The sequence below is a fragment of the Frankia sp. CcMO1 genome, assembly GCF_977945845.1.
Map to the genome: position 1 here is coordinate 1 of NZ_CDWTMG010000042.1, position 19,978 is coordinate 19,978.

Genomic DNA, 19,978 nt, shown 5'->3' on the forward strand with positions numbered 1-19,978 from the left:
CCGGGCCATCGCGACGAGCGCCGCCAGACCCGCCTCGCCACGGCGCAACGGCTCGGCGGCCGCCGAGTGCCGCAACGCCCAGGGCGGCGGAGCGGGGGCGCTCGGCAGGGCGAACCCGCGGTCCTCCCGCCGGATCACGGCCGTCTCCCAGCCGGCGAGACCCGCCCTGATGATCGCCGCGCCGCCCACAACCAGCCAGCCCCAGCCGTCCACGACGGCGGCGACCGGCGTCACCGCGGCCACGGCGGTCCATCCGAAGGCGGTCACCGCCGCCCGACGACGCGCCCACCGGACGCCACGCCCGGCGCGCCGTTCGGCCCGCAGCAACGACCGGCGTTCGACATCGGCACGCACCCAGTCCGGCAACACCGGCCGCAGTGCCCCGCCCGGCACCCCGTCCCACCCCGGCCAGCCGGTCACGGCCGGTCCCGCCTTCCGACTCACGGCGTCCCACCGCCGGTGGGCTTGACCGCGGAACCGGATGACGCCGCGGAACCAGGCGGCGCCGCGGGACCGGATGACGCCGCGGAACCGCCCGCGCCAGCGGGAAGCTGGCCCCCGGCCGCCATGTCACCGCGCAGCTCGGCGAGGCGGGAGGAGGCCCGGGCGTCCATGGTCGCGCGCCGCACCTCGATCATCCGCGCCTCCATCCCCTGGGAGGCGAGTTCATGGCGCCCGAGAGCGACCGCGTAGCGCTGCTCGACCTTGTCGCGGATCTCCCCGAGGGTGGGCGTGTCCCCCGCCGGGGCGAGCGAGGACATCCCCTCCATCGCCTTGGTCATCTGCTCCTGCATGGCGGCGTGCTCGATCTGTGTCAGCAGGCGAGCACGCTCAGCGAGATGGCGTTGCATCCGCACGGTGTTGTCCTCGACCGCGGTCCGGGCCTGCTGGGCGGACGCGGCGGCCTGGCGGTGCAGGTTCTTCAGGTCCTCCAGCGATGCCTCCGCCGAGACCAGCTGGCTGGCGAACGCCTGGGCCGTCTCCTCGTAGCCGGCCGCGGTGGCCAGATCGCCGGCCGCTCGCGCGTTGTCAGCCAGCAGCAACGAGGACCGGGCGGACTCGGTGAGGTTCGCGACCTCGTCCACCTGGCGTGCCATGCGCATCTCCAGCTGACGCTGGTTACCCACGACAAGCGCCGCCTGCTGGACCAGCGCCTCGTGCTGCTGCCGGGCCTCCGCGATGGCCTGGTCGATCTGCACCCGCGGGTCGGCCTTCTCGTCGAACTTCCGGTTCGCCGAGGCCGACAGATAGCGGTAGATCTTGCGGACGACATTCGCCATACATCGATCGTCGCACGCCGGAGCCGCGGCGGTTACCCCGCGGCGGACTCAGACGGGCGGCTGCAGCGCCGTGCGGCCGTGTCCCGCGCAGACCAGACATGCCCGGCAGGCCGGCACAAAGCCGCCGCGCGCGGTGGCGAAGACTACCAGCAGCTCGCCCAACCCGTTACAGCTCTTGCACACCTGGACCAGCCGGCACTCCGACCAGCCGTCATCGTCCTCCGGCCACGCGGGGGTATTCACGCGATCTTCTTTCCCTGCGGGCCATGCCCGGGAGCCCGCCCGGGAACGACGATCGACACCAACCTGCGCCACGAGAACTATCTCGGGAGAGTCGCAGAGGGGTCCGCCACCCGCCACCAGACAACCCCTTTCGGGGGAGGGCCCTTTCGGGGGAGGGCAAACCGCCCCCGGCGCGGGACTCACACCATCGCCTGGAACATCCAGTGCTGCTCCTCCAGGTCGTGGACGATCTCGATGATCAGGTTCTGGGTGACCGGGTCGGCCTTCTCGGTCGCGTCCATGCGGGTACGCATCCTCGTGACCACCCCGGCGAGGACCTCGGTCGTCTGCCGGATCACCTTCTCATCCGGGATGTACCCCACCTCCACTCCCGGCAGGTGGGTGCCTCGGGCGACCGTCGAGGACTGACCGTCCGGGTTGACCCCGATCGCGACGGCACGTTCGGCGGTGGCGTCCGCGTAACGACGCGCCAGGTCGACGACCTCGTCGAGTTGGCGATGCACACTGCGGAAGGTGCGCCCGGTGACGTTCCAGTGCAGCTGCTTGGCGGACAGGGACAGGTCGATCAGGTCGATCAACGTGCCCTGGATGGCCTCACCGGTGACGCTTCGTGCCCCGTCGGACAACGGGCTGCGGATGGCGCTCATACTCGACCCCTCTCACGCCGGAGACATCTGCTCCCTGCGGCGTGCCCCGTGAAGAGATCCGTATGCGTCCAGAACGCCCCGGCGCCCAGCACAGCCCGACATCGCGAACGAGACACCTACCGAGACCTACCTCATCGAGACCTACATCATGAACGGAGCAGACCCCGAACGTGAACGGGACACGTGAACGGGACAGCCGACGCGGCGGGACGCCGGAAGACGCCGGACGCCCAACTCAGGCCGCCCGGTCGACGACCGCGGCGCGGGCGGGAACCACCACGGTGGGCGCGCCGACCCGCGCGGGCACCGCCAGCTCGGCGAGCTCGAGATCCTCACTCACCTCGCGCAGCAGGTCCGCGAGCCGTACTCCCAGTGCGTCACAGATGGCGGCAAGCAGCTCGGAGCTGGCCTCCTTCTGCCCACGCTCAACTTCCGAGAGGTAGCCGAGCGACACCCGTGCCGCCGACGACACCTCCCGAAGCGTGCGGTGCTGATCCTGACGGCGGCGGCGCAACGCCTCGCCGAGCATGCGTCGGAGCAGGACCATCGAGCCTCCTCCTTCGTCCGCGGGATGCGTTCACCGTATACCCACCACCGCAACCATCGGGCCCTCGTTGATGGGACTGTAACTGTGTAAGCACCTCAGGTCCGGCGATTAATCTCGCGCGTCAGGGCGCGCCGTCGCCGGTTGTGGTCATCTCGCTGCTCGGCAGCCCGGCGAGCAGCCGACGCACCAGGTCCAGCGCGGACACCACCGCGTAGGTGCGGATGCGCGGCCGGTCCCCGGGCAGCCGTACCGACCGGGTGACGGTGCCATCCGGTCCGGCCAGGCCGATATGCAGCGTGCCAACCGGTTTGTCCTCCTGTGGCCGCGGGCCCGCGACTCCCGTGGTGGACAACCCGTAAGTGGCGCCCAGCCGAGACCGGACCCCCGCCGCCATCGCGGCGGCCGTCCTCGACGACACCGCGCCCCCGGCGGCCAACAGACCCTCGTCGACACCGAGCGCCGACGCCTTGACCTCCGTGGCGTAGGAGACGATGCCGCCACGGAACGCGGCGCTCGCACCGGGGACGTCGGTCAGCCGCCCGGCGAGCAGCCCCCCGGTGATGGACTCCGCGACGGCCAGCGTCGCCGACCGCTGGACGAGCAGCCCCAGGACCACGCCTTCGAGGGAGTCGTCCGCACCGCCGTACACCCCGGCGCCCAGCGCGGTCCGGGCCGCGGTCTCCACCGGTGCGATCAGCATCTCGGCCTCGGCCCGATCCCGGGCCCGGGCCGTGATACGCACCCGGGTCTGGCCACCGCTGGCCAGGAACGCGATGCGCGGATTGCCGATCGGGGCAAGCCGGTCGACCTCGTCCGCGAGGGCCTCGGCGACGGCCGACTCCCACATGCCCGCCGTGCGCAGCACCCGGTGGACGACCACCGCGGGCTGCCCGGCCCGGCGCAGGATGTCGGGCAGCACGCTGGCGGTGAACATGTCGTTCATCTCGAACGGCACACCGGGCATCGCGTAGACGACGCCGGTCCCGATCTCCATCCGTATCCCCGGGGCTGTTCCGGCGCCGTTCGGCAGCGGTTGTGCCCCCTCGGGCAGGTCCGCCTGCCGGTAGTTCATCTGGGGCACGCGCCGGCCACCGTCACCGCGGCCCAGGTCCCGGAACCGTCGCCGCAGCATCGACTCCAGGAAGTCGTCCCGGCGCAGGCCGACGCCGGCCGCGGCGGCGATGCCCTCGCGGGTCAGGTCGTCCTGGGTGGGACCGAGCCCTCCGGTCATGATGACGACGTCAGCCCGGTCCAGTGCCACCCGGATCGCCGTGGCGATCATGTCGATGTCGTCACCGACGACCGTCGACGTCGTGACGGTCACTCCGACATCGGCCAGCTGCCGACCCAACCAGGCCGCGTTGCCGTTGACGATGTCGCCGTAGAGAAGTTCGTCCCCCACCGCCAGCAGCTCAGCGCGCATCGGTCCGCCCCTCCGTCTTCCTGGTGGTCGGTCCGGCCGCCGTTGACGGGGCGGACCCGGCCGGCCCGGCCCCCCGGTGACGTACCGGGGGGCCGGTGCCGGGCGAGAGGCCGGTGGATGGCGCGCCCGTCGGCGGGGTGACACCGCCGGGATCCCGCGCGGCCCGCCGCCGCAGCGCGAGAGCTCGACAGACATAATCGATCCCGGTGACCATGGCGACCACCACGCCGGCCGCGAGGATCACAGCCCGGCTCGTGGCGGCAACACCCGCCAGCGGAAGCACGTAGAGACCGATCGCGACGTTCAGCAGCAGGGTCTTGGCCTTGCCTCCACGGCTCGCCGCGATCACCCCGAAGCGGATCACCCACAAGCGCAGGAGGGTGACGCCGACCTCCCGCAGGAGGATCAGTACGGTGACCGGCCAGGGCAGCTCGCCGAGCACGGACAGCGAGATCAACGCGGCACCGGTCAGCGCCTTGTCGGCGATCGGATCGACCAGGATGCCGAAGTCGGTGACGAGGTGCCAGCGGCGGGCGATGGAGCCGTCGATCTGGTCGGTCACCGCGGCCACCGCATAGGCGCCGAAGGCCGCGTACCGCCAGGTATGCCCGTCGGGCCCGGCGAACAGGAAGACCACGAAGACCGGCACCAACACCAGCCGCACGATCGTCAGCAGGTTGGCGACATTAACCACCGGGGCCGCAGGGACTACCGGGGCAGAAACGGGCTCCGCGGGGAGCGGCGACGGCCCTTCGCCGCGCTCCCCCCTGGCGTCGGCGCCCGACGCCGTCACGTCCCATCCGCGACGCCCCGGCCCACGAGGGCCGCCGCCCGGTCCGGCGCCGGCCGCGCGACCGCGGCCGTGGGACGGGCCCGATCGAGCACCGTGGTGAACTCCGCGATCAGATCGACACCCTCGGTGGTGACCACCCGGGCCTCGACGAGATCCCCCACCCCGAGGCGCTCCGGCCCGTCATCCGCCGCGCCGCCCGGGGACAGGCGCACGGCGCAGCCGCCGTCGACCTCCGCCTGCTGGTGGGCGGCGCAGCCGGTGGCCAGACCACCGGCGACCTCCTCCACCAGAACCTGTACCCGGGAGCCGATCCGCGCGTCCGCCCGGGCGGCGGTCAGCTGCTCGACGAGGTCGGTGACGCGTACCCTCCGACGCTCGATCAGCTCATCGGGGATCTTGCTCGTCAGCCCGGCGGCCTCGGTACCCTCCTCGTCGGAGTAGCCGAACACGCCGACGGCGTCGAGCTCGGCGGCCTCGAGGAACTCCGTGAGGATGTCGACATCCTCGGGGGTCTCCCCCGGGAACCCGACGATGACGTTGGATCGCGCCCCCAGGTCGGGCGCCAGCGCGCGGGCGCGGGCGAGCAGGTCGAGGAAATGCCCACTGCCGCCGAAGCGGCGCATCCGGCGCAGCACCGGCGGGCTCGCATGCTGGAAGGACAGATCGAGATAGGGCGCGAGGCCCGGAGTGGTCAGCAGCACCTCGAGCAGCGACGGACGCATCTCGGCGGGCTGCAGGTAGACCGTGCGCACCCGGACGATGCCCGACACCGCCGCGAGTTGCGGCAGCAGCTTCTCCAGCGCGCGCAGATCCCCGAGGTCCTTGCCGTAGGAGGTGGAGTTCTCGCTGACCAGGACCAGCTCGCGGGCACCCTGACCGGCCAGCCATTCGGCCTCGGCGAGCACGTCATCGGGCGACCGCGAGACGTGGGAGCCGCGGAACGACGGGATCGCGCAGAAGGCGCAGCGCCGGTCACACCCGCTGGAGATCTTCAGGACGGCGACCGGCCCGGTCGTCAACCGCCGGCGCAGCGGAACGGCTCCGGCGGGCACCGCGCCCGGCGGGAGAGCGGGCGCGGCCCGGTCCACCGGGGTGATCGGCAGCATCGTCCGCCGGTCACGCGGGGAGTGCGCGGGCACCGGGGTACCGGCCAGCACGGCCGCGAGGTGCGTGGCGATGTTCGGATAGGCATCGAATCCGAGGACCGCGTCCGCCTCGGGCAGACTCTCGGCGAGCTCGGTTCCGTACCGCTCGGCCAGGCAGCCCACGGCCACCACCGCGCGCGGACCCGGGCCGGCGCCGTCCGCGGGACCGGACGGACCGCCACCGGCCCGCAGGTCGTCCGCCGCCAGCAGGGCGTCGATGGAGTCCTTCTTCGCCGCGTCGACGAATCCGCAGGTGTTGACGAGCACGGCGTCGGCGTCGGCGACGTCGGAGACGAGCTCCCACCCGTCCGCGCCGAGCCGAGCGGCCAGCTCCTCCGAATCCACCTCGTTCCGGGAACAACCGAGCGTGATCAGAGCTACCCGGCGATGGAGACGTGTGGACACCAGGTCAGGCTACCGGGGCCGGCGCGGGCGGTGACGCGGCCACGAGACCGCTACGCTGTTCGTCGCCGACCTCGCAGGCGCCGGAAGCGGCGGCGCTCACCCGGATCGTCACGACCTGCCCGGGTCCACCCGGCGCCCCGAGGCTCCTGCCGTTACATGACACATCGACCGCACCGGCATTGCCCACCTTGATGTGCAGGGCCCCCGACGCCGTCACCGTCCGGCTGTCGCCGGACTGCAGGAGCTGGGAGAGCAGGACCTGCTCGGCGTCGTCGCGCACCTCCAGCCAGCTCTGCGCGCCGCGTACCGCCAGGACGACGTTCACCCCTGTCGGCGCGGGCGTGGTCGCGGTGGGAGCGGCCGGGCTCGTCGAGGCCGGCGGGACGGTCACGGTCGGGGTGAGCCCCACGGCCCCGCCCGGCCCCAGCGCGGCCCTGTCGTCCGAGGAATCGGAGGAACCTGGCAGCAGCAGCGCGAGAGCCGCGATGACACACACCACGACCAGCGAAACGATCATTGCCGGACCCCACCGGAACCCGCCGCGCCGCCGGCGGGACTCCCCGCGCAGCGGATCGAACTCGGCCGAGGGGACGATCATCAACGGGCCGGTCTGGTGCTCGTGCGAGGCGTCGTAGGCCGCCAGCACCGGCCCGGGATCGAGCCCGAGGGTGGTGGCGATGCTGCGCAGATGCCCGCGGGCATACACCGTGCCGCCGCACTGCGAGAAGTCGTCCTGCTCGATCTGATCGATCAGACCCGCCCTGACCCGGGTGCGCTCGCTGACCTGGGAGACCGTGAGACCGCGGTCACGCCGTGCCGCTGCCAGGATGGACCCGACGCTGTCCCGCGGCTGCGGACCGTCCACGGACTGCATGAGCGAACCTCCGCAACCGTCTTTTCCGCCTACCGTGGACGCGAGGCCTTCAGTTTACGGCGCGTCCCCCGGCGCTGAAAGCGGGGACGTTCCATCGGAGGCTTCCTCATCCGTTACGCAGGGTTATGAGCAGACCCTCCAACTCGTCCGGCATGACCAGCACGTCACGCGCCTTCGAGCCCTCACTCGCGCCGACGATGCCCCGGCTCTCCATCAGGTCCATCAGCCGCCCGGCCTTCGCGAACCCGACCCGCAGCTTGCGCTGCAGCATCGAGGTGGAGCCGAACTGCGTGCTCACCACGAGCTCGACGGCCTGCAGGAAGAGCTGCAGATCGTCTCCGATCTCCTCGTCGATCTCCTTCCTGGCCTCGCCGCCAGCGTCGAACACGTCCTCCCGGAACGCCGGCGGCGCCTGTTCCTTCGTGTGGTCGACGATGGCCGCGATCTCGTCCTCGGAAACGAAGGCACCCTGGATACGGGCGGGTTTGCCCGCTCCCATCGGCAGGAAGAGCGCGTCCCCCAGGCCGACGAGCTTCTCCGCGCCGGCCTGGTCGAGGATCGTCCGGCTGTCCGCCAACGACGCCGTCGCGAAGGCGAGCCGGGACGGCACGTTCGCCTTGATCAGGCCGGTCACCACGTCGACGGAGGGCCGCTGGGTGGCGAGCACCAGGTGGATGCCCACCGCCCGGGCCATGGCGGTGATCCGGCAGATAGAGTCCTCGACGTCGCGCGGCGCCACCATCATCAGGTCGGCGAGCTCGTCGACGATGGCCAGGATGTAGGGGTAGGGCACGTAGACACGTTCGGATCCCGGCGGGGCAGCGATCTCACCGTTACGCACTTTGCGGTTGAAGTCGTCGACGTGACGCACCCCGCACGCGGCGAGGTCCTCGTACCGGTTCTCCATCTCCTTCACGACCCATTGCAGCGCATCGGCCGCCTTCTTGGGATTCGTGATGATCGGCGTGATCAGATGGGGAATACCCTGGTAGTTCGTCAGCTCGACCCGCTTGGGGTCCACCAGCACCATGCGCACCTGGTCAGGGGTGGCCCGGGCCAGCACCGAGGTGATGAGGGTGTTGATACACGTCGACTTGCCGGCTCCGGTCGCCCCGGCGATGAGGATGTGCGGCATCTTGGCCAGGTTGGCGAGCACGTAGCCGCCCTCGATGTCCTTGCCGAGACCGACAACCAGCGGATGCGGGTTGCCGGTCGCCTCCCCGCTGCGCAGGACGTCGCCGAGCGACACCAACTCCCGGTCGGTGTTGGGAATCTCGATACCGACCGCGCTCTTGCCCGGGATCGGACTGATGATCCGTACGTCCGGGCTCTTCACCGCGTACGCGATGTTCTTCGTGAGCTGGATGATCCGCTCGACCTTGACCGCGGCACCGAGCTCGACCTCGTAGCGGGTGACCGTCGGTCCCCGGGTGAAGCCGGTCACCTGGGCGTCCACTTTGAACTGGGCGAACACGTCGGTCAGCGAGGCGATCACCCCGTCGGTCGCGGCCGAGCGGGCCTTGGGCGGCGTACCGGAGCGCAGCAGGGTCGGCGACGGCAGCCGGTAGTCACCGTCGGCCGGGGGGACCAGATGCTCGATCTCGCCGCCGAAGTCCGCGGAACCCGGACCGGGGACACCGGTCGCGGTGTCCGCCGCACCCGCGGTCGCCCGGGCTGTCCGGGCCCGGGCCTTGCGCGGCGGACCGGACGCGGCCCCCGCTACCGGTTCCCCGCCACCGGCGGCCGCACCGCCCGGATCGGGGGCCGTAGTCACGTAGCCGGTGTCCGCCTCCGGGCCGGCGAGCTCGCCGAACAGGTCGAGGGCGAGGTCCCCGGCGGGCGGCCGGGAGGCCGGCCGGGCGACGTCGGCGGCATCGGCGGCATCGGCGGCATCGGCGACGTCGAAGACCTCGCCATCACCCGGGGGCGTTCCCCTGGGCGGGGTCGCCCGACCGCCGCGCCGACGCCGGTCCGTACCCGCCGCCCCGGCCGCGAGCAGGCCGTCGGACAGCTCCGAATCGTCCTCGGGGTCGTCGCGGAAGTCCGCGTCCTCGTCGTACTCGCCGGCGTCCCGGGCGGGACCGCGCACCCCGATGGTGAGCCGATCGACGAGCTCACCGAGCCGCTCGGGCACCTGGCGGACAGGGGTCGCCGTGATGACGAGAACGCCGAAGAACGTCAGCAGCAGCAGCAGCGGAACGGCGACGTACGGCGTCACCGCGCTGGCCAGCGGGAGGCCACCGAGCAGCCCGACGAAGCCACCGGCCGCCCGCATCCGGGCGACGCCGTCCGAGAAGTCGGGCAGGCCACGAGCGATGTGCACCATGCCGAGCAGACCGACGGCGACCGCCGTCCACCCGATCACCACCCGGCCCCGGCTGCCCGGATCGGTCGGGGACCGGACCAGCCGCCACGCGGCGCCCAGACCGAACAGCGGCAGTGCCCAGGCGCCGGCGCCGACCAGCAGCTCCAGGACCGCGGCCACGTACCTCCCCAGCGGCCCGGCGGCGGAGAACCACACCGAGGCAGCGGCCAGGATCGCCCCGCCGAACGCGGTCAGGCCGAGCCCGTCACGCCGGTGCCCTGGATCGATGTGCAGCTCACGGGTGCCCCGGCCGGCCCGGCGCAGCACGGTGCCCAGCGCCGTCGCCGCGCCCATCCACAGCCGGTAGACGCTCTTGACGACTGTCTGGCCGATCAGCAGCGACAGCGGGGGGCGACTCGCCCGGGCCGGTGGACGGGCCGGTGTCCTACCGCGGCCGGCCGCGCGGGACCCGCCTGACCGGCTGGAGCCGCCCGACCGGCCGGAGCTGCCTGACCGGCTGGAGCCGCCCGACCGGCCAGCCGCCGTCGATGCGCGTGCCTTGCCGCCCTGACCTCCGCCCCGCGGGGTACCTTCACCCCGCGAGGTGCCTTCACCCCGCGAGGTACCTTGACGCCCACCACCGCCCCCCGGCCGGGACGTGGCCGTCTCCGTCTGCGCACGCGTCCGCGCGCCACTGGTCCGTGTGGCCACCGTCGAAACGGTACACACGAGCGTGCCCGAGTACTGGCAACCCCGACGAACCGGGCGCGCCGCAACGCCTCAGACCTCGAGAACCACCGGAACGATCATCGGGCGGCGCCGGTAGTTCTCGTTGACCCAGCGACCGACCGTGCGCCGCACGAGCTGCTGCAGGGCCGTCAGATCGTTCATCCCGGTGCGCATGGCGTCCACCAGCCCGTCGCTGACCAGTTTGGAGACGGAGTCGAAGGTGCCCGGCGCATCGGAGAAACCGCGGGCAGAGAGATCCGGGCCGACGACGACCTTGCCCGCCGCGGCGTCCACCACGACAGTGATCGTGATGAAACCCTCCTCGCCGAGGATCCGGCGGTCCTTCAGGCTCGGCTCACCGACGTCCCCGACCGCGGCGCCATCGACGTAGACATAGCCGCAGGGAACAACGCCGGTGATCCGCGCCCGGCCGTCGAGCAGGTCGATGACCATGCCGTCCTCGGCGAGCACCACGTGGTCCGGGGGCACCCCGGTCGCCTCGGCGATCTTGGCGTGGGCCCGCAGGTGCCGCCATTCGCCGTGGACCGGCATGACGTTGGACGGCCTGGTGGCGTTCAGGACGTAGAGCAGCTCGCCCGCCGGGGCGTGACCCGAGGTGTGAACCTTCGCCACGCCCTTGTGAACGACCTTGGCGCCGTAGCGGGTCAGCCCGTTGATCACCCGGAACACCGCGTTCTCGTTGCCGGGGATGAGGCTGGAGGCGAGCACGACCGTGTCGCCGGCCTGGATGCGGATCTGGTGATCCCGATTGGCCATCCGGGACAGGGCCGAGAGCGGCTCCCCCTGGGAGCCCGTGGAGATCAGGCAGATGTTGCGGTCCGGCAGCGCGTCCACGTCCCGGGCGTCGACGATCAGACCCGGTGGCACCTGCAGCAACCCGAGGTCGCGGGCCACTCCCATGTTGCGGACCATCGACCTGCCCACGAAGCAGACCGACCGACCGTGCTCCTCGGCCGCGTCGAGCACCTGCTGCACCCGGTGCACATGGCTGGCGAAGCAGGCGATGATGATCCGGCGGGTCGCCTCGCGGAAGACTCCGTCGAGCACCGGGGCGATCTCCCGCTCGGAGGTGACGAACCCGGGCACCTCGGCGTTGGTCGAGTCGGACAGCAGCAGGTCCACACCCTCGCGGCCGAGCCGCGCGAAGCCCCCCAGGTCGGTCAGCCGGCCGTCGAGCGGCAGCTGGTCCATCTTGAAGTCGCCGGTGTGCAAGACGAGCCCGGCCTCGGTGCGGATGGCCACGGCCACGGCGTCCGGGATGGAGTGGTTGACCGCGAAGAACTCGCACTCGAACGGCCCGAAGGCGTGCCGCTCCTCCTCCCGGATCTCCTGAGTGACCGCCTTGACGCGGTGCTCGGCGAGCTTCGCGTTCATCAGCGCCAGGGTGAGCCGGGTGCCGATCAGCGGGATGTCACGCCGTTCCCGCAGCAGGTAGGGCACCGCCCCGATGTGATCCTCGTGCGCGTGGGTGAGGATCACCGCCTCGATGTCGTCGAGGCGATCCCGGATGGCGGTGAAGTCGGGCAGGATCAGGTCGATCCCCGGCTGGACGTCCTCCGGGAACAACACCCCGCAGTCCACGATCAGCAGCCGGCCGGCGTGTTCGAAGACGGTCATGTTGCGACCGATCTCCCCGACCCCACCGAGCGGGATGATCCGCAGGCCGTCCGCGCGCAGCGGCGGCGGCGGGCCGAGGTCGGGATGCGGATGGCTCATGAGACCTCACCCGCCGCGGCGACGGCCAGCCCGACAGACGAGACGGGCCCGGACGAGACGGGCCCGGACGAGGCGCCGGCCGGCGCGCCCGGTGGCCCGGCGACGTCGAGGACCGCCTCGGCGAGGTCCGCCCGCAGCCGCGCGACCTCGGCGGGAGCGGCGTCCACCAACGGTGGCCGGACCGGCCCCGCGGGCAGCCCGGCCAGCCGCAGCGCGGCCTTGGCCAGGATCACGCCCTGGCTGCGGAACATTCCTTCATACGCGGGCAGCAAGCCCTGATGCAGCGCGATCGCCCGACCCACCTCACCGGCCCCGAAGGCCTCGATCATGGCACGGATCGCGGGTGCGGCCACGTGCCCGACAACACTGATGACTCCGCAGGCCCCGATGGACAGCAACGGCAGGTTGAGCGCGTCGGTGCCGGAGTAATACGCCAGACCGGTCCGCGCCAGCACCCAGGAGGATGCGGGCAGATCGTCCTTAGCGTCCTTGACCGCGACGATACGCGGGTGTTCGGCCAACCGCACCAGAGTCTCCGACGCCACCGGGACCCCGGTCCGGCCGGGGATGTCGTAGATGACGACCGGTAGCCCGGTCGCCTCGGCGACGGTGACGAAATGCCGCAGCAACCCGGCCTGCGGTGGCTTGTTGTAGTAGGGCGTCACGACGAGCAGGCCGTGCGCGCCCGCGGCTTCGGCGGCCCGCGCCAGTTCCACGCTGTGCGCGGTGTCACTCGTCCCGACACCGGAGATCACGCGGGCGCGGCTTCCCACGGCCTCGACGACGACCCGCACCAGGCGGTCCTTCTCCTCGGCGGTGGTCGTCGGAGACTCCCCGGTGGTGCCGTTGACCACGAGCCCGTCGTTGCCGGCGTCCACCAGACGGTTCGCGAGCTCCGCGGCACCCGCCTCATCGAGACCGCCGTCCGCCCGGAACGGCGTGACCATCGCTGTGATCACGCGCCCGAACGGCGCCGGCGGCAACATTGACATACCGGTCACGCTAGACAGCACCTCCGACATCACCTCTGGCGACCGACATCACCCGCCGGACCGCCGAACCTCCGCGTTCACTCCTCCGACACCGCCGGGCCGGCACCGGTCCATCCTCCGCCCACGCCGCCTTTCCCGCTCCGCCGGCCCGAGCCGTGTCTGCTCCCCGGACTCGCCACAAGCGACCGGCGCGAGACCCGCGGGGGCCGCTGGGCCACCGCACGCGGATACCGTCCGCCCGGCCCGGGGACGGCGCACCGCGCGGTGTCGGGCATCGCGACCGGGTCGGACGCCGATCGGACCCCGCCGTCACCGGATGGAGACGGATCGCGACCGGCCGGGCCCCGATCGGGGACGACGGGACGACCGGCGGGGACGGCAGCGCACCGGAATGCACCGCACCGGAATGCACCGCACCGCACAGCACCGTCCCACTCGCCGCGACAGAGCTTTCAGAGTACCGCCACCGGATCGTCCGGGCGGTGCCATCCGGCGGCGCGCGGGTCCGCCAGAATCGCGCCCGCCATCCGGGACATTACCGTAATGCCAGACTACCGTCACCCAATGCCACCGGCGAGGACCGCCCGGGTCCCGCGGGCGATCTCCAGGTCCTCGCGTGCCTCGATCACGAGCGTGCGCACGGCGGCCCCCGGCACGCCGATCTCGCGCTCCGTGCCACCAGATGGGCCCGTACCACCGGCCCGGGCCGGATCGTTACGCTCGGGATCCACCGCCACGCCCAGGTAGCCGAGTCCGGCCGCGGCCCCGGCCCGCACGGAGGCGGAGTTCTCCCCGACGCCGCCGGTGAACACCAGGGCGTCCAGCCCGCCCAGCGCGGCGGTCATCGCGGCGATCCCGGCGCGCAGCCGGTGCAGGTAGACCGCCAGCGCCAACGCGGCGGCCGGCTCACCCGCGGCAGCGCCGGACTCGACCTCCCGCATGTCCGCCGTCCCCGCGAGCGCGCGCAGCCCCGCCGAGGTGAACAGGCGATCGGTGAGCTCGTGCGCGCTCAGTCCCGCCTCCGTCTGCAGCCACAGCAGCGCGCCGGGATCCACGGTGCCGGACCGGGTGGCCATCACCAGGCCCTCCAGCGGGGTGAAGCCCATCGTGGTGTCCACCCCCACCCCGTCGAGAACGGCGGCGAGCGACGCGCCCGAGCCGAGATGACAGGTCACGATGCGCCGCGCCCCGGTGAGCGCAGCCGCCCGCCGGGAGACGTGGGCGTGGGACAGGCCGTGGAAGCCGTACCGGCGGATGCCGTACCGCTCCCGCCACTCGGCCGGGATGGCGTAGGTGATGGCCTCCGCCGGCATCCGGCTGTGAAACGCCGTGTCGAAGCAGGCGACCTGCGCCACCTCGGGCACGGCCGCCCCGACCTCGTCGAGGGCGGCGAGCGCCGCCGGCTGGTGCAGGCGGGCGAGGGCGGTCAGCCTCCGCAGCCGCTCGGCCACGGCCCGGTCGACGACCACGGGGGCGGTGAAATCCGTCCCGCCGTGCACGATGCGGTGCCCGACCGCGCCCGGCTGGCCACCCTCGTGGGTGAGCTCGCGCAGCGCGGCGACGACCCCGGCCGGGTCCGCCCGACCGGCTGGCGCGGTGAGATCGCGCGCGGCGAGCAGGGCGTCGTCCGGGCCGATCAGCCGCAGCTTGAGGCTGGCCGATCCGGCGTTGACCACCAGGACGTTCATCGCGACGGGGCGGGGCTCGGTAGGGGCGGGACTCAGTAGGGCCAGGTCCAGTTCCGGATCTCCGGGGCGTCCTCGCCGTGGTCCCGGGTGTAGGTCCGGGCCGCGAGCCGCGCGTCGACCATCTGCTGCCGGACGTGCGCGGCGCGGGCGCCCAGGCTCGGTACCCGGTCGATGACGTCCGCCACCAGGTGGAACCGGTCGAGGTTGTTCAGCATGACCATGTCGAACGGGGTGGTAGTCGTCCCCTCCTCGATGTAGCCACGGACATGCAGGTTGTGATGGTTGTGCCGCCGGTAGGTCAGCCGGTGGATCAGCCAGGGATAGCCGTGGTAGGCGAAGATGACCGGCCGGTCGGTGGTGAACAGCGCGTCGAAGCGGGCGTGCGAGATGCCGTGCGGATGTTCCGCCTCGTCCTGCAGGGACATCAGGTCGACGACGTTGACGACGCGCACCTTCAGGTCGGGGAAGTGCTGGCGCAGGATGTCCACCGCGGCGAGGGTCTCCAGGGTCGGGATGTCCCCGGCGCAGGCCATCACCACATCCGGCAGCCCGTCGCCGGGCGCGTCGTGGTCGTTGCTGGCCCAATCCCAGATGCCCAGGCCACGGGTGCAGTGGGCGATCGCCGCCGGCATCGACAGGTAGTTCAGCGCCGGCTGCTTGCCGGCCACGATCACGTTGATGTAGTGCCGGCTGCGCAGGCAGTGGTTGCCGACGGAGAGCAGGGTGTTCGCGTCCGGGGGCAGGTACACCCGGACGACCTCGGCCTTCTTGTTCACGACGTGGTCGATGAACCCGGGGTCCTGATGGGAGAAGCCGTTGTGGTCCTGCCGCCACACGTGGCTGGTCAGCAGGTAGTTCAACGAGGCGATCGGGCGCCGCCACGGGATGTGCCGGGTGGTCTTCAGCCATTTCGCGTGCTGGTTGACCATCGAGTCGACGATGTGGATGAACGCCTCGTAGCAGGAGAAGAGCCCGTGCCGGCCGGTGAGCAGATAGCCCTCCAGCCAGCCCTGGCACAGATGCTCGGAAAGCACCTCCATGACCCGGCCGTCCATTGCCAGGTGCTCGTCCGTCGGTTCCATCCCGGCGTTCCAGGCGCGGTCGGTCACCTCGAAGAGCGCAGCCAGCCGATTGGAGGCGGTCTCGTCCGGGCCCATCACCCGGAAGGTGCTCGGATTGGCGGCCATCACGTCCCGTAGGAACGCGCCCAGGACCCGGGTCGGCTCGGCAAGGGTGGTCCCGGGGGCGGTGACGTCGACCGCGTAGTCGCGGAAGTCAGGAAAGGTCAGATCACGCAGCAGCTCGCCCCCGTTGGCATGCGGGTTCGCGCTCATCCTCCGGGGACCGCGAGGGGCGAGCGCGGCGAGTTCGGGCCGCAGGGCTCCGCCGGCATCGAAGAGCTCCTCCGGCCGGTAGGAGCGCAGCCACGCCTCCAGCTGGGCCAGGTGCCCGGGGTTGTCGTGCAGCTGCGCGACGGGCACCTGGTGGGACCGCCACGTGCCCTCGACCGGCAGGCCGTCGACGACGGCCGGCCCGGTCCACCCCTTGGGGGTCCGCAGCACGATCATCGGCCAGGTGGGGCGCTCGGTGCGGCCGTGGCGGCGGGCCCGGTCCTGGATCTCGTGGATCTCGTCGACGGCGGCGTCCAGGACGCCCGCCATCCGCTGGTGCACCGCGGCCGGGTCGTCCCCGGCCACGAAGTACGGATGGTAACCGTAGCCACGCAGGAGCGCGGTCAGCTCCTGCTCGGGGATGCGGGCCAGGATCGTCGGATTGGCGATCTTGTAACCGTTGAGGTGCAGGACCGGCAGCACCGCGCCGTCGCGACCCGGGTCGAGGAACTTGTTGGAGTGCCAGCTCGCCGCGAGCGGGCCCGTCTCGGCCTCCCCGTCCCCCACGACGGCGCAGACCACCAGGTCGGGATTGTCGAAGGCCGCGCCGTAGGCGTGGGTCAGCGCGTAACCGAGCTCGCCGCCCTCATGGATGGACCCGGGAATCTCCGGCGCGACGTGGCTGGGGATTCCGCCGGGGAAGGAAAACTGCCGGAACAGCCGCCGCATCCCCGCCGCATCCCGGCCGATCGAGGGGTAGACCTCGCTGTAGGTGCCTTCCAGGTAGGCGTTCGCCACGATGCCGGGACCGCCGTGACCCGGACCGATGATGTAGATGGCGTTCAGGTCCTTTGCCCGGATCACGCGGTTCAAGTGGGCGTAGATGAGGTTCAGGCCGGGAGTCGTGCCCCAGTGCCCGAGCAGGCGCGGTTTGACGTGCTCCGGACGCAGCGGCTCGGTGAGCAGGGGATTGTCGAGCAGGTAGATCTGCCCGACGGACAGATAGTTCGCCGCTCGCCAGTAGGCGTGGATGAGATCGAGCTCCGCCGGGGACAACGGCCCCGCGGCCGGATCCGCGCCGCTCCGCTCGGCGTCGACGACGCTCGTCATCGGCTGTCCTCTTTCTCTTTCTCCCGACAAATCAATGGGCCTCTTTCTCCCGACAAATCAATGGGCGGCCGGCGGCGGGGAGGCCCGGCGCTCAGCCCTCTCCCACCAGCGGGCTGGAGGCGACCTCGGTGCCGTCGTCCAGCGTCGAGATCCGGAAGTCGGCGAACACGTTGGGCGCCACCCGGAGCAGCTCCCGCAGGGCGGCGACGGCAAGCCCGCGGATCTCCACGTCGGCATGCTCGCTCGCCCGCATCCCGATGAAGTGCCGCCACGCCCGGTAGTTCCCGGTGACCACGATCCGGGTCTCGGTCGCGTTCATCAGCACCGACCGGGCCGCCTGGCGCGCCTGCTTGCGCCGTGAGGTGGGCGCGGAAACGTCGGCGAACCGCTTCTCCAGACCTTCCAGCAGACGCCCGTAGGCCTCCAGCGAGGCCGCCGCGGCCTGTTGGAACAGGGCGTGCAGCTCCGGATCGGCTGCGATGACCTCCGGTTCCACCACGGCGGCGTCCCGCTCGGGGACGTAACGCTGGGAGAGCTGGCTGTAGGAGAAGTGCCGGTGCCGAACCAGCTCATGGGTGAGGCTGCGCGACACCCCGGTGAGATAGAGCGATATGGTCCCGTGCTCGAGCACGGACAGATGCCCGACGTCGAGAATGTGCCGCAGGTAGCCGGCGTTGGTCGCGGTCGCCGGATTCGGCTTGTTCCAGCTCTGGTAGCAGGCCCGCCCGGCGAACTCGGCGAGGGCCTGACCGCCGTCGGCGTCGGTGCTCCAGGCCACGTCGTCCGGGGGGATGAACTCGGTCTTGGCGATCACCTGGACCCGAAGCCGCACGGACGTCGGCCCGGACGCCGGTTCGGGCGTCGGCTGCGACACTGCCACCTCCATCATCTGGGCGCGGGACCCGTTGCCCGGTCGCTGGCGGACTCCTCCCACGGTAGACGGCGCCCGTCCGCCGGGATACGGGGACCTCACCCGGCGGCGGCATGCACCCGGACGCCAGGCCTGCAATCACCCGACCGGGCCAGCAATCGCCCAACCGGGATCGTATCGGCATCCACTTACCCGTCCGGTTACCCGATCGACGCGCGGGGATTGGCAGTCACAACCCGCGTGGTACACCGGAGGTGGACGCCTCGTCAGTCCCCAGCGACGAGGAGTCGCAGTGCCCGCCCTCACGGCGTGGCATGGCGCGGCCGGGGATCTCCGCCCCCGTCAATCCCCGGCCGCCCGGCCACGTCACGACGGGCAGCCTCCCGGCGATGGCGCGGCGGCACGCCCGCCGGTCAGCCCGCGGCCGGGGTCCAGGCCGCTGGGTCCGCCGCGGACTGGTCCCCGGTGGCCATGTTCTTCACCTCGTGCGCCCGGCCATCGTCGAAGGGCGGGAACCAGACGAATCCGATGCCCTTGCGGGAAGCGTAGCGGACCTGCTTGGCCACCTTGTCCGGCTGGTGGTAGGTCTCCACCCGCAGCCCCCGGGTGCGCAGCTCGGCGGCCGTCGCGAGGGCGGCGGCACGGCGCGACGCGGAGGGGATCACGACTAGCACGTCGGCGGGGCTGGACGGCCCGGTGGTGAGCAGGCCCTCGGCCGAGAGCTTGGCGAAGATGCGGGTGAGGCCGATCGAGATCCCGACGCCGGGGAGGTTGCGGCGGATGAAGGAGCCGGCAAGGTTGTCGTACCGCCCCCCCGAGCAGATGCTGCCGAAGTCCGGCCAGTCAACGAACTTCGCCTCGTAGACGGTCCCGGTGTAGTAATCGAGACCGCGGGCGATCGAGAGGTCCGCGACCACGCCGCCGGCGGGCAGGTCGGCGAGATCGCCAAGATCATCGAGAACCGCGGCGAGCTCGTCGAGCCCCTCGGAGAGCAGGTCCGACTTCACCCCGAGCCGGCGTACCTCCTCGACGACGCCGGGATCGGAGCCCCGGATGCCCGTGAGCTCCAGGCAGGCGCGCACCTGGTCCGGGTCGAGCCCGACCGCGGTGGTCAGCAGCCCCTCCACTCCCGCGAGGCCGATCTTGTCGAGCTTGTCAGCGACCCGGATGACGGCCAGCGGATCGCCGATGCCCAGGCTCTCGTAGAAGCCCTGGAGCACCTTGCGATTGTTGATGTTGAGGGTCCAGGGCGGAACGCCGAGGGTGCCCAGGACCTCATGCACGATGCGGGGAAGCTCCGCGTCGAAGTGCAGGGGCACCTGATCAACATTGATCACGTCGATGTCGCACTGGGTGAACTCGCGGAAGCGGCCCTCCTGCGGACGCTCCCCCCGCCACACCCGCTGGATCTGGTAGCGCTTGAACGGGAACACGAGGTCGTTGAAGTGGGCGGCCACGTACCGCGCGAAGGGCACCGTGAGGTCGAAGTGCAGGCCGAGGCGGGCGCTGTCGTCGTCGGCGTCGGCCTGCAGGCGGCGCAGCGTGTAGACCTCCTGGGAGGTCTCCCCCTTCGCGGTCAGCACCTCGAGCGCCTCGACCGAGGGGGTCTCCACCGAGCAGAAGCCGTACCGCTCGAACGTCGCCCGGATGGTGTCGAGCCATCGCTGCTCGACGAGACGGACCTCGGGCAGCCACTCGGGAAACCCGCTCACGGGCAGGGGACGGACGATCGGCGCGTCACTCATCGCCGCGGAATCTCCTCATCATCTCGAACGGACGGGCACCTGCCGCCCCGGGCACGGTCAACCGCGAAGCCGGGTGGCAGTCACCGATGTCGAGCGAGGAGACGCATGAGCGA

The 19,978-nt window shown here is 71.7% G+C and carries 15 protein-coding genes and 1 pseudogene; all 16 read right to left on the reverse strand.

Annotated features, from left to right (window positions below; genetic code table 11):
* Nucleotides 1–444: pseudogene (locus AC08OU_RS08165) on the reverse strand (phage shock envelope stress response protein PspM); the annotation flags it as partial.
* Nucleotides 441–1,280: a PspA/IM30 family protein gene (locus AC08OU_RS08170; RefSeq protein WP_462188817.1), complete on the reverse strand. Its 840-nt coding sequence runs from the start codon at nt 1,278–1,280 to the stop codon at nt 441–443. The gene AC08OU_RS08170 and the pseudogene AC08OU_RS08165, both read right to left, overlap by 4 nt.
* Before the next feature lie 48 nt (nt 1,281–1,328).
* Nucleotides 1,329–1,523 carry a hypothetical protein gene (locus tag AC08OU_RS08175; protein ID WP_476598620.1) on the reverse strand — a complete coding sequence of 65 codons (195 nt, stop codon included), beginning with the start codon at nt 1,521–1,523 and terminating at the stop codon, nt 1,329–1,331.
* Nucleotides 1,524–1,702: 179 nt separating this feature from the next.
* On the reverse strand, nt 1,703–2,170 hold the full coding sequence (locus tag AC08OU_RS08180; RefSeq protein ID WP_462188819.1) for a Dps family protein: 468 nt from the start codon (nt 2,168–2,170) through the stop codon (nt 1,703–1,705).
* A 235-nt stretch (nt 2,171–2,405) separates the two neighbouring features.
* Nucleotides 2,406–2,717: a helix-turn-helix domain-containing protein gene (locus AC08OU_RS08185; protein ID WP_462188820.1), complete on the reverse strand. Its 312-nt coding sequence runs from the start codon at nt 2,715–2,717 to the stop codon at nt 2,406–2,408.
* Nucleotides 2,718–2,838: 121 nt separating this feature from the next.
* Complete coding sequence (locus tag AC08OU_RS08190; protein WP_476598618.1) at nt 2,839–4,140, reverse strand: competence/damage-inducible protein A; 1,302 nt, start codon at nt 4,138–4,140, stop codon at nt 2,839–2,841.
* On the reverse strand, nt 4,130–4,834 hold the full coding sequence (locus AC08OU_RS08195) for a CDP-alcohol phosphatidyltransferase family protein (protein WP_476598616.1): 705 nt from the start codon (nt 4,832–4,834) through the stop codon (nt 4,130–4,132). The genes AC08OU_RS08190 and AC08OU_RS08195 overlap by 11 nt, the downstream gene beginning before the upstream one ends.
* Before the next feature lie 95 nt (nt 4,835–4,929).
* A complete protein-coding gene (locus AC08OU_RS08200) occupies nt 4,930–6,483 on the reverse strand; it encodes a MiaB/RimO family radical SAM methylthiotransferase (protein WP_476598614.1) in 1,554 nt (517 codons plus the stop codon).
* A 4-nt stretch (nt 6,484–6,487) separates the two neighbouring features.
* A complete protein-coding gene (locus AC08OU_RS08205) occupies nt 6,488–7,357 on the reverse strand; it encodes a helix-turn-helix domain-containing protein (RefSeq protein ID WP_476598612.1) in 870 nt (289 codons plus the stop codon).
* 106 nt (nt 7,358–7,463) lie between these two features.
* Entirely contained in the window at nt 7,464–10,016 is a 2,553-nt protein-coding gene (locus AC08OU_RS08210) for an FtsK/SpoIIIE family DNA translocase (RefSeq protein ID WP_476598610.1), read from the reverse strand.
* Between the two features lie 426 nt (nt 10,017–10,442).
* Nucleotides 10,443–12,128 (reverse strand): ribonuclease J, encoded by a 1,686-nt coding sequence (locus AC08OU_RS08215; protein WP_476598608.1) that lies wholly within the window; start codon nt 12,126–12,128, stop codon nt 10,443–10,445.
* Complete coding sequence (gene dapA / locus AC08OU_RS08220) at nt 12,125–13,150, reverse strand: 4-hydroxy-tetrahydrodipicolinate synthase (protein WP_476598635.1); 1,026 nt, start codon at nt 13,148–13,150, stop codon at nt 12,125–12,127. Before dapA ends, AC08OU_RS08215 begins: the two co-directional genes overlap by 4 nt.
* Nucleotides 13,151–13,677: 527 nt before the next feature.
* Nucleotides 13,678–14,808: an acetate/propionate family kinase gene (locus AC08OU_RS08225; RefSeq protein ID WP_476598606.1), complete on the reverse strand. Its 1,131-nt coding sequence runs from the start codon at nt 14,806–14,808 to the stop codon at nt 13,678–13,680.
* Between the two features lie 32 nt (nt 14,809–14,840).
* Complete coding sequence (locus AC08OU_RS08230) at nt 14,841–17,249, reverse strand: phosphoketolase family protein (protein WP_476598604.1); 2,409 nt, start codon at nt 17,247–17,249, stop codon at nt 14,841–14,843.
* A gap of 91 nt (nt 17,250–17,340) precedes the next feature.
* Nucleotides 17,341–18,138: an FAD-dependent thymidylate synthase gene (gene thyX / locus AC08OU_RS08235; protein WP_462185757.1), complete on the reverse strand. Its 798-nt coding sequence runs from the start codon at nt 18,136–18,138 to the stop codon at nt 17,341–17,343.
* Between the two features lie 395 nt (nt 18,139–18,533).
* A complete protein-coding gene (hisS, locus tag AC08OU_RS08240) occupies nt 18,534–19,865 on the reverse strand; it encodes a histidine--tRNA ligase (RefSeq protein WP_476598602.1) in 1,332 nt (443 codons plus the stop codon).
* Between the last annotated feature and the right edge of the window lie 113 nt (nt 19,866–19,978).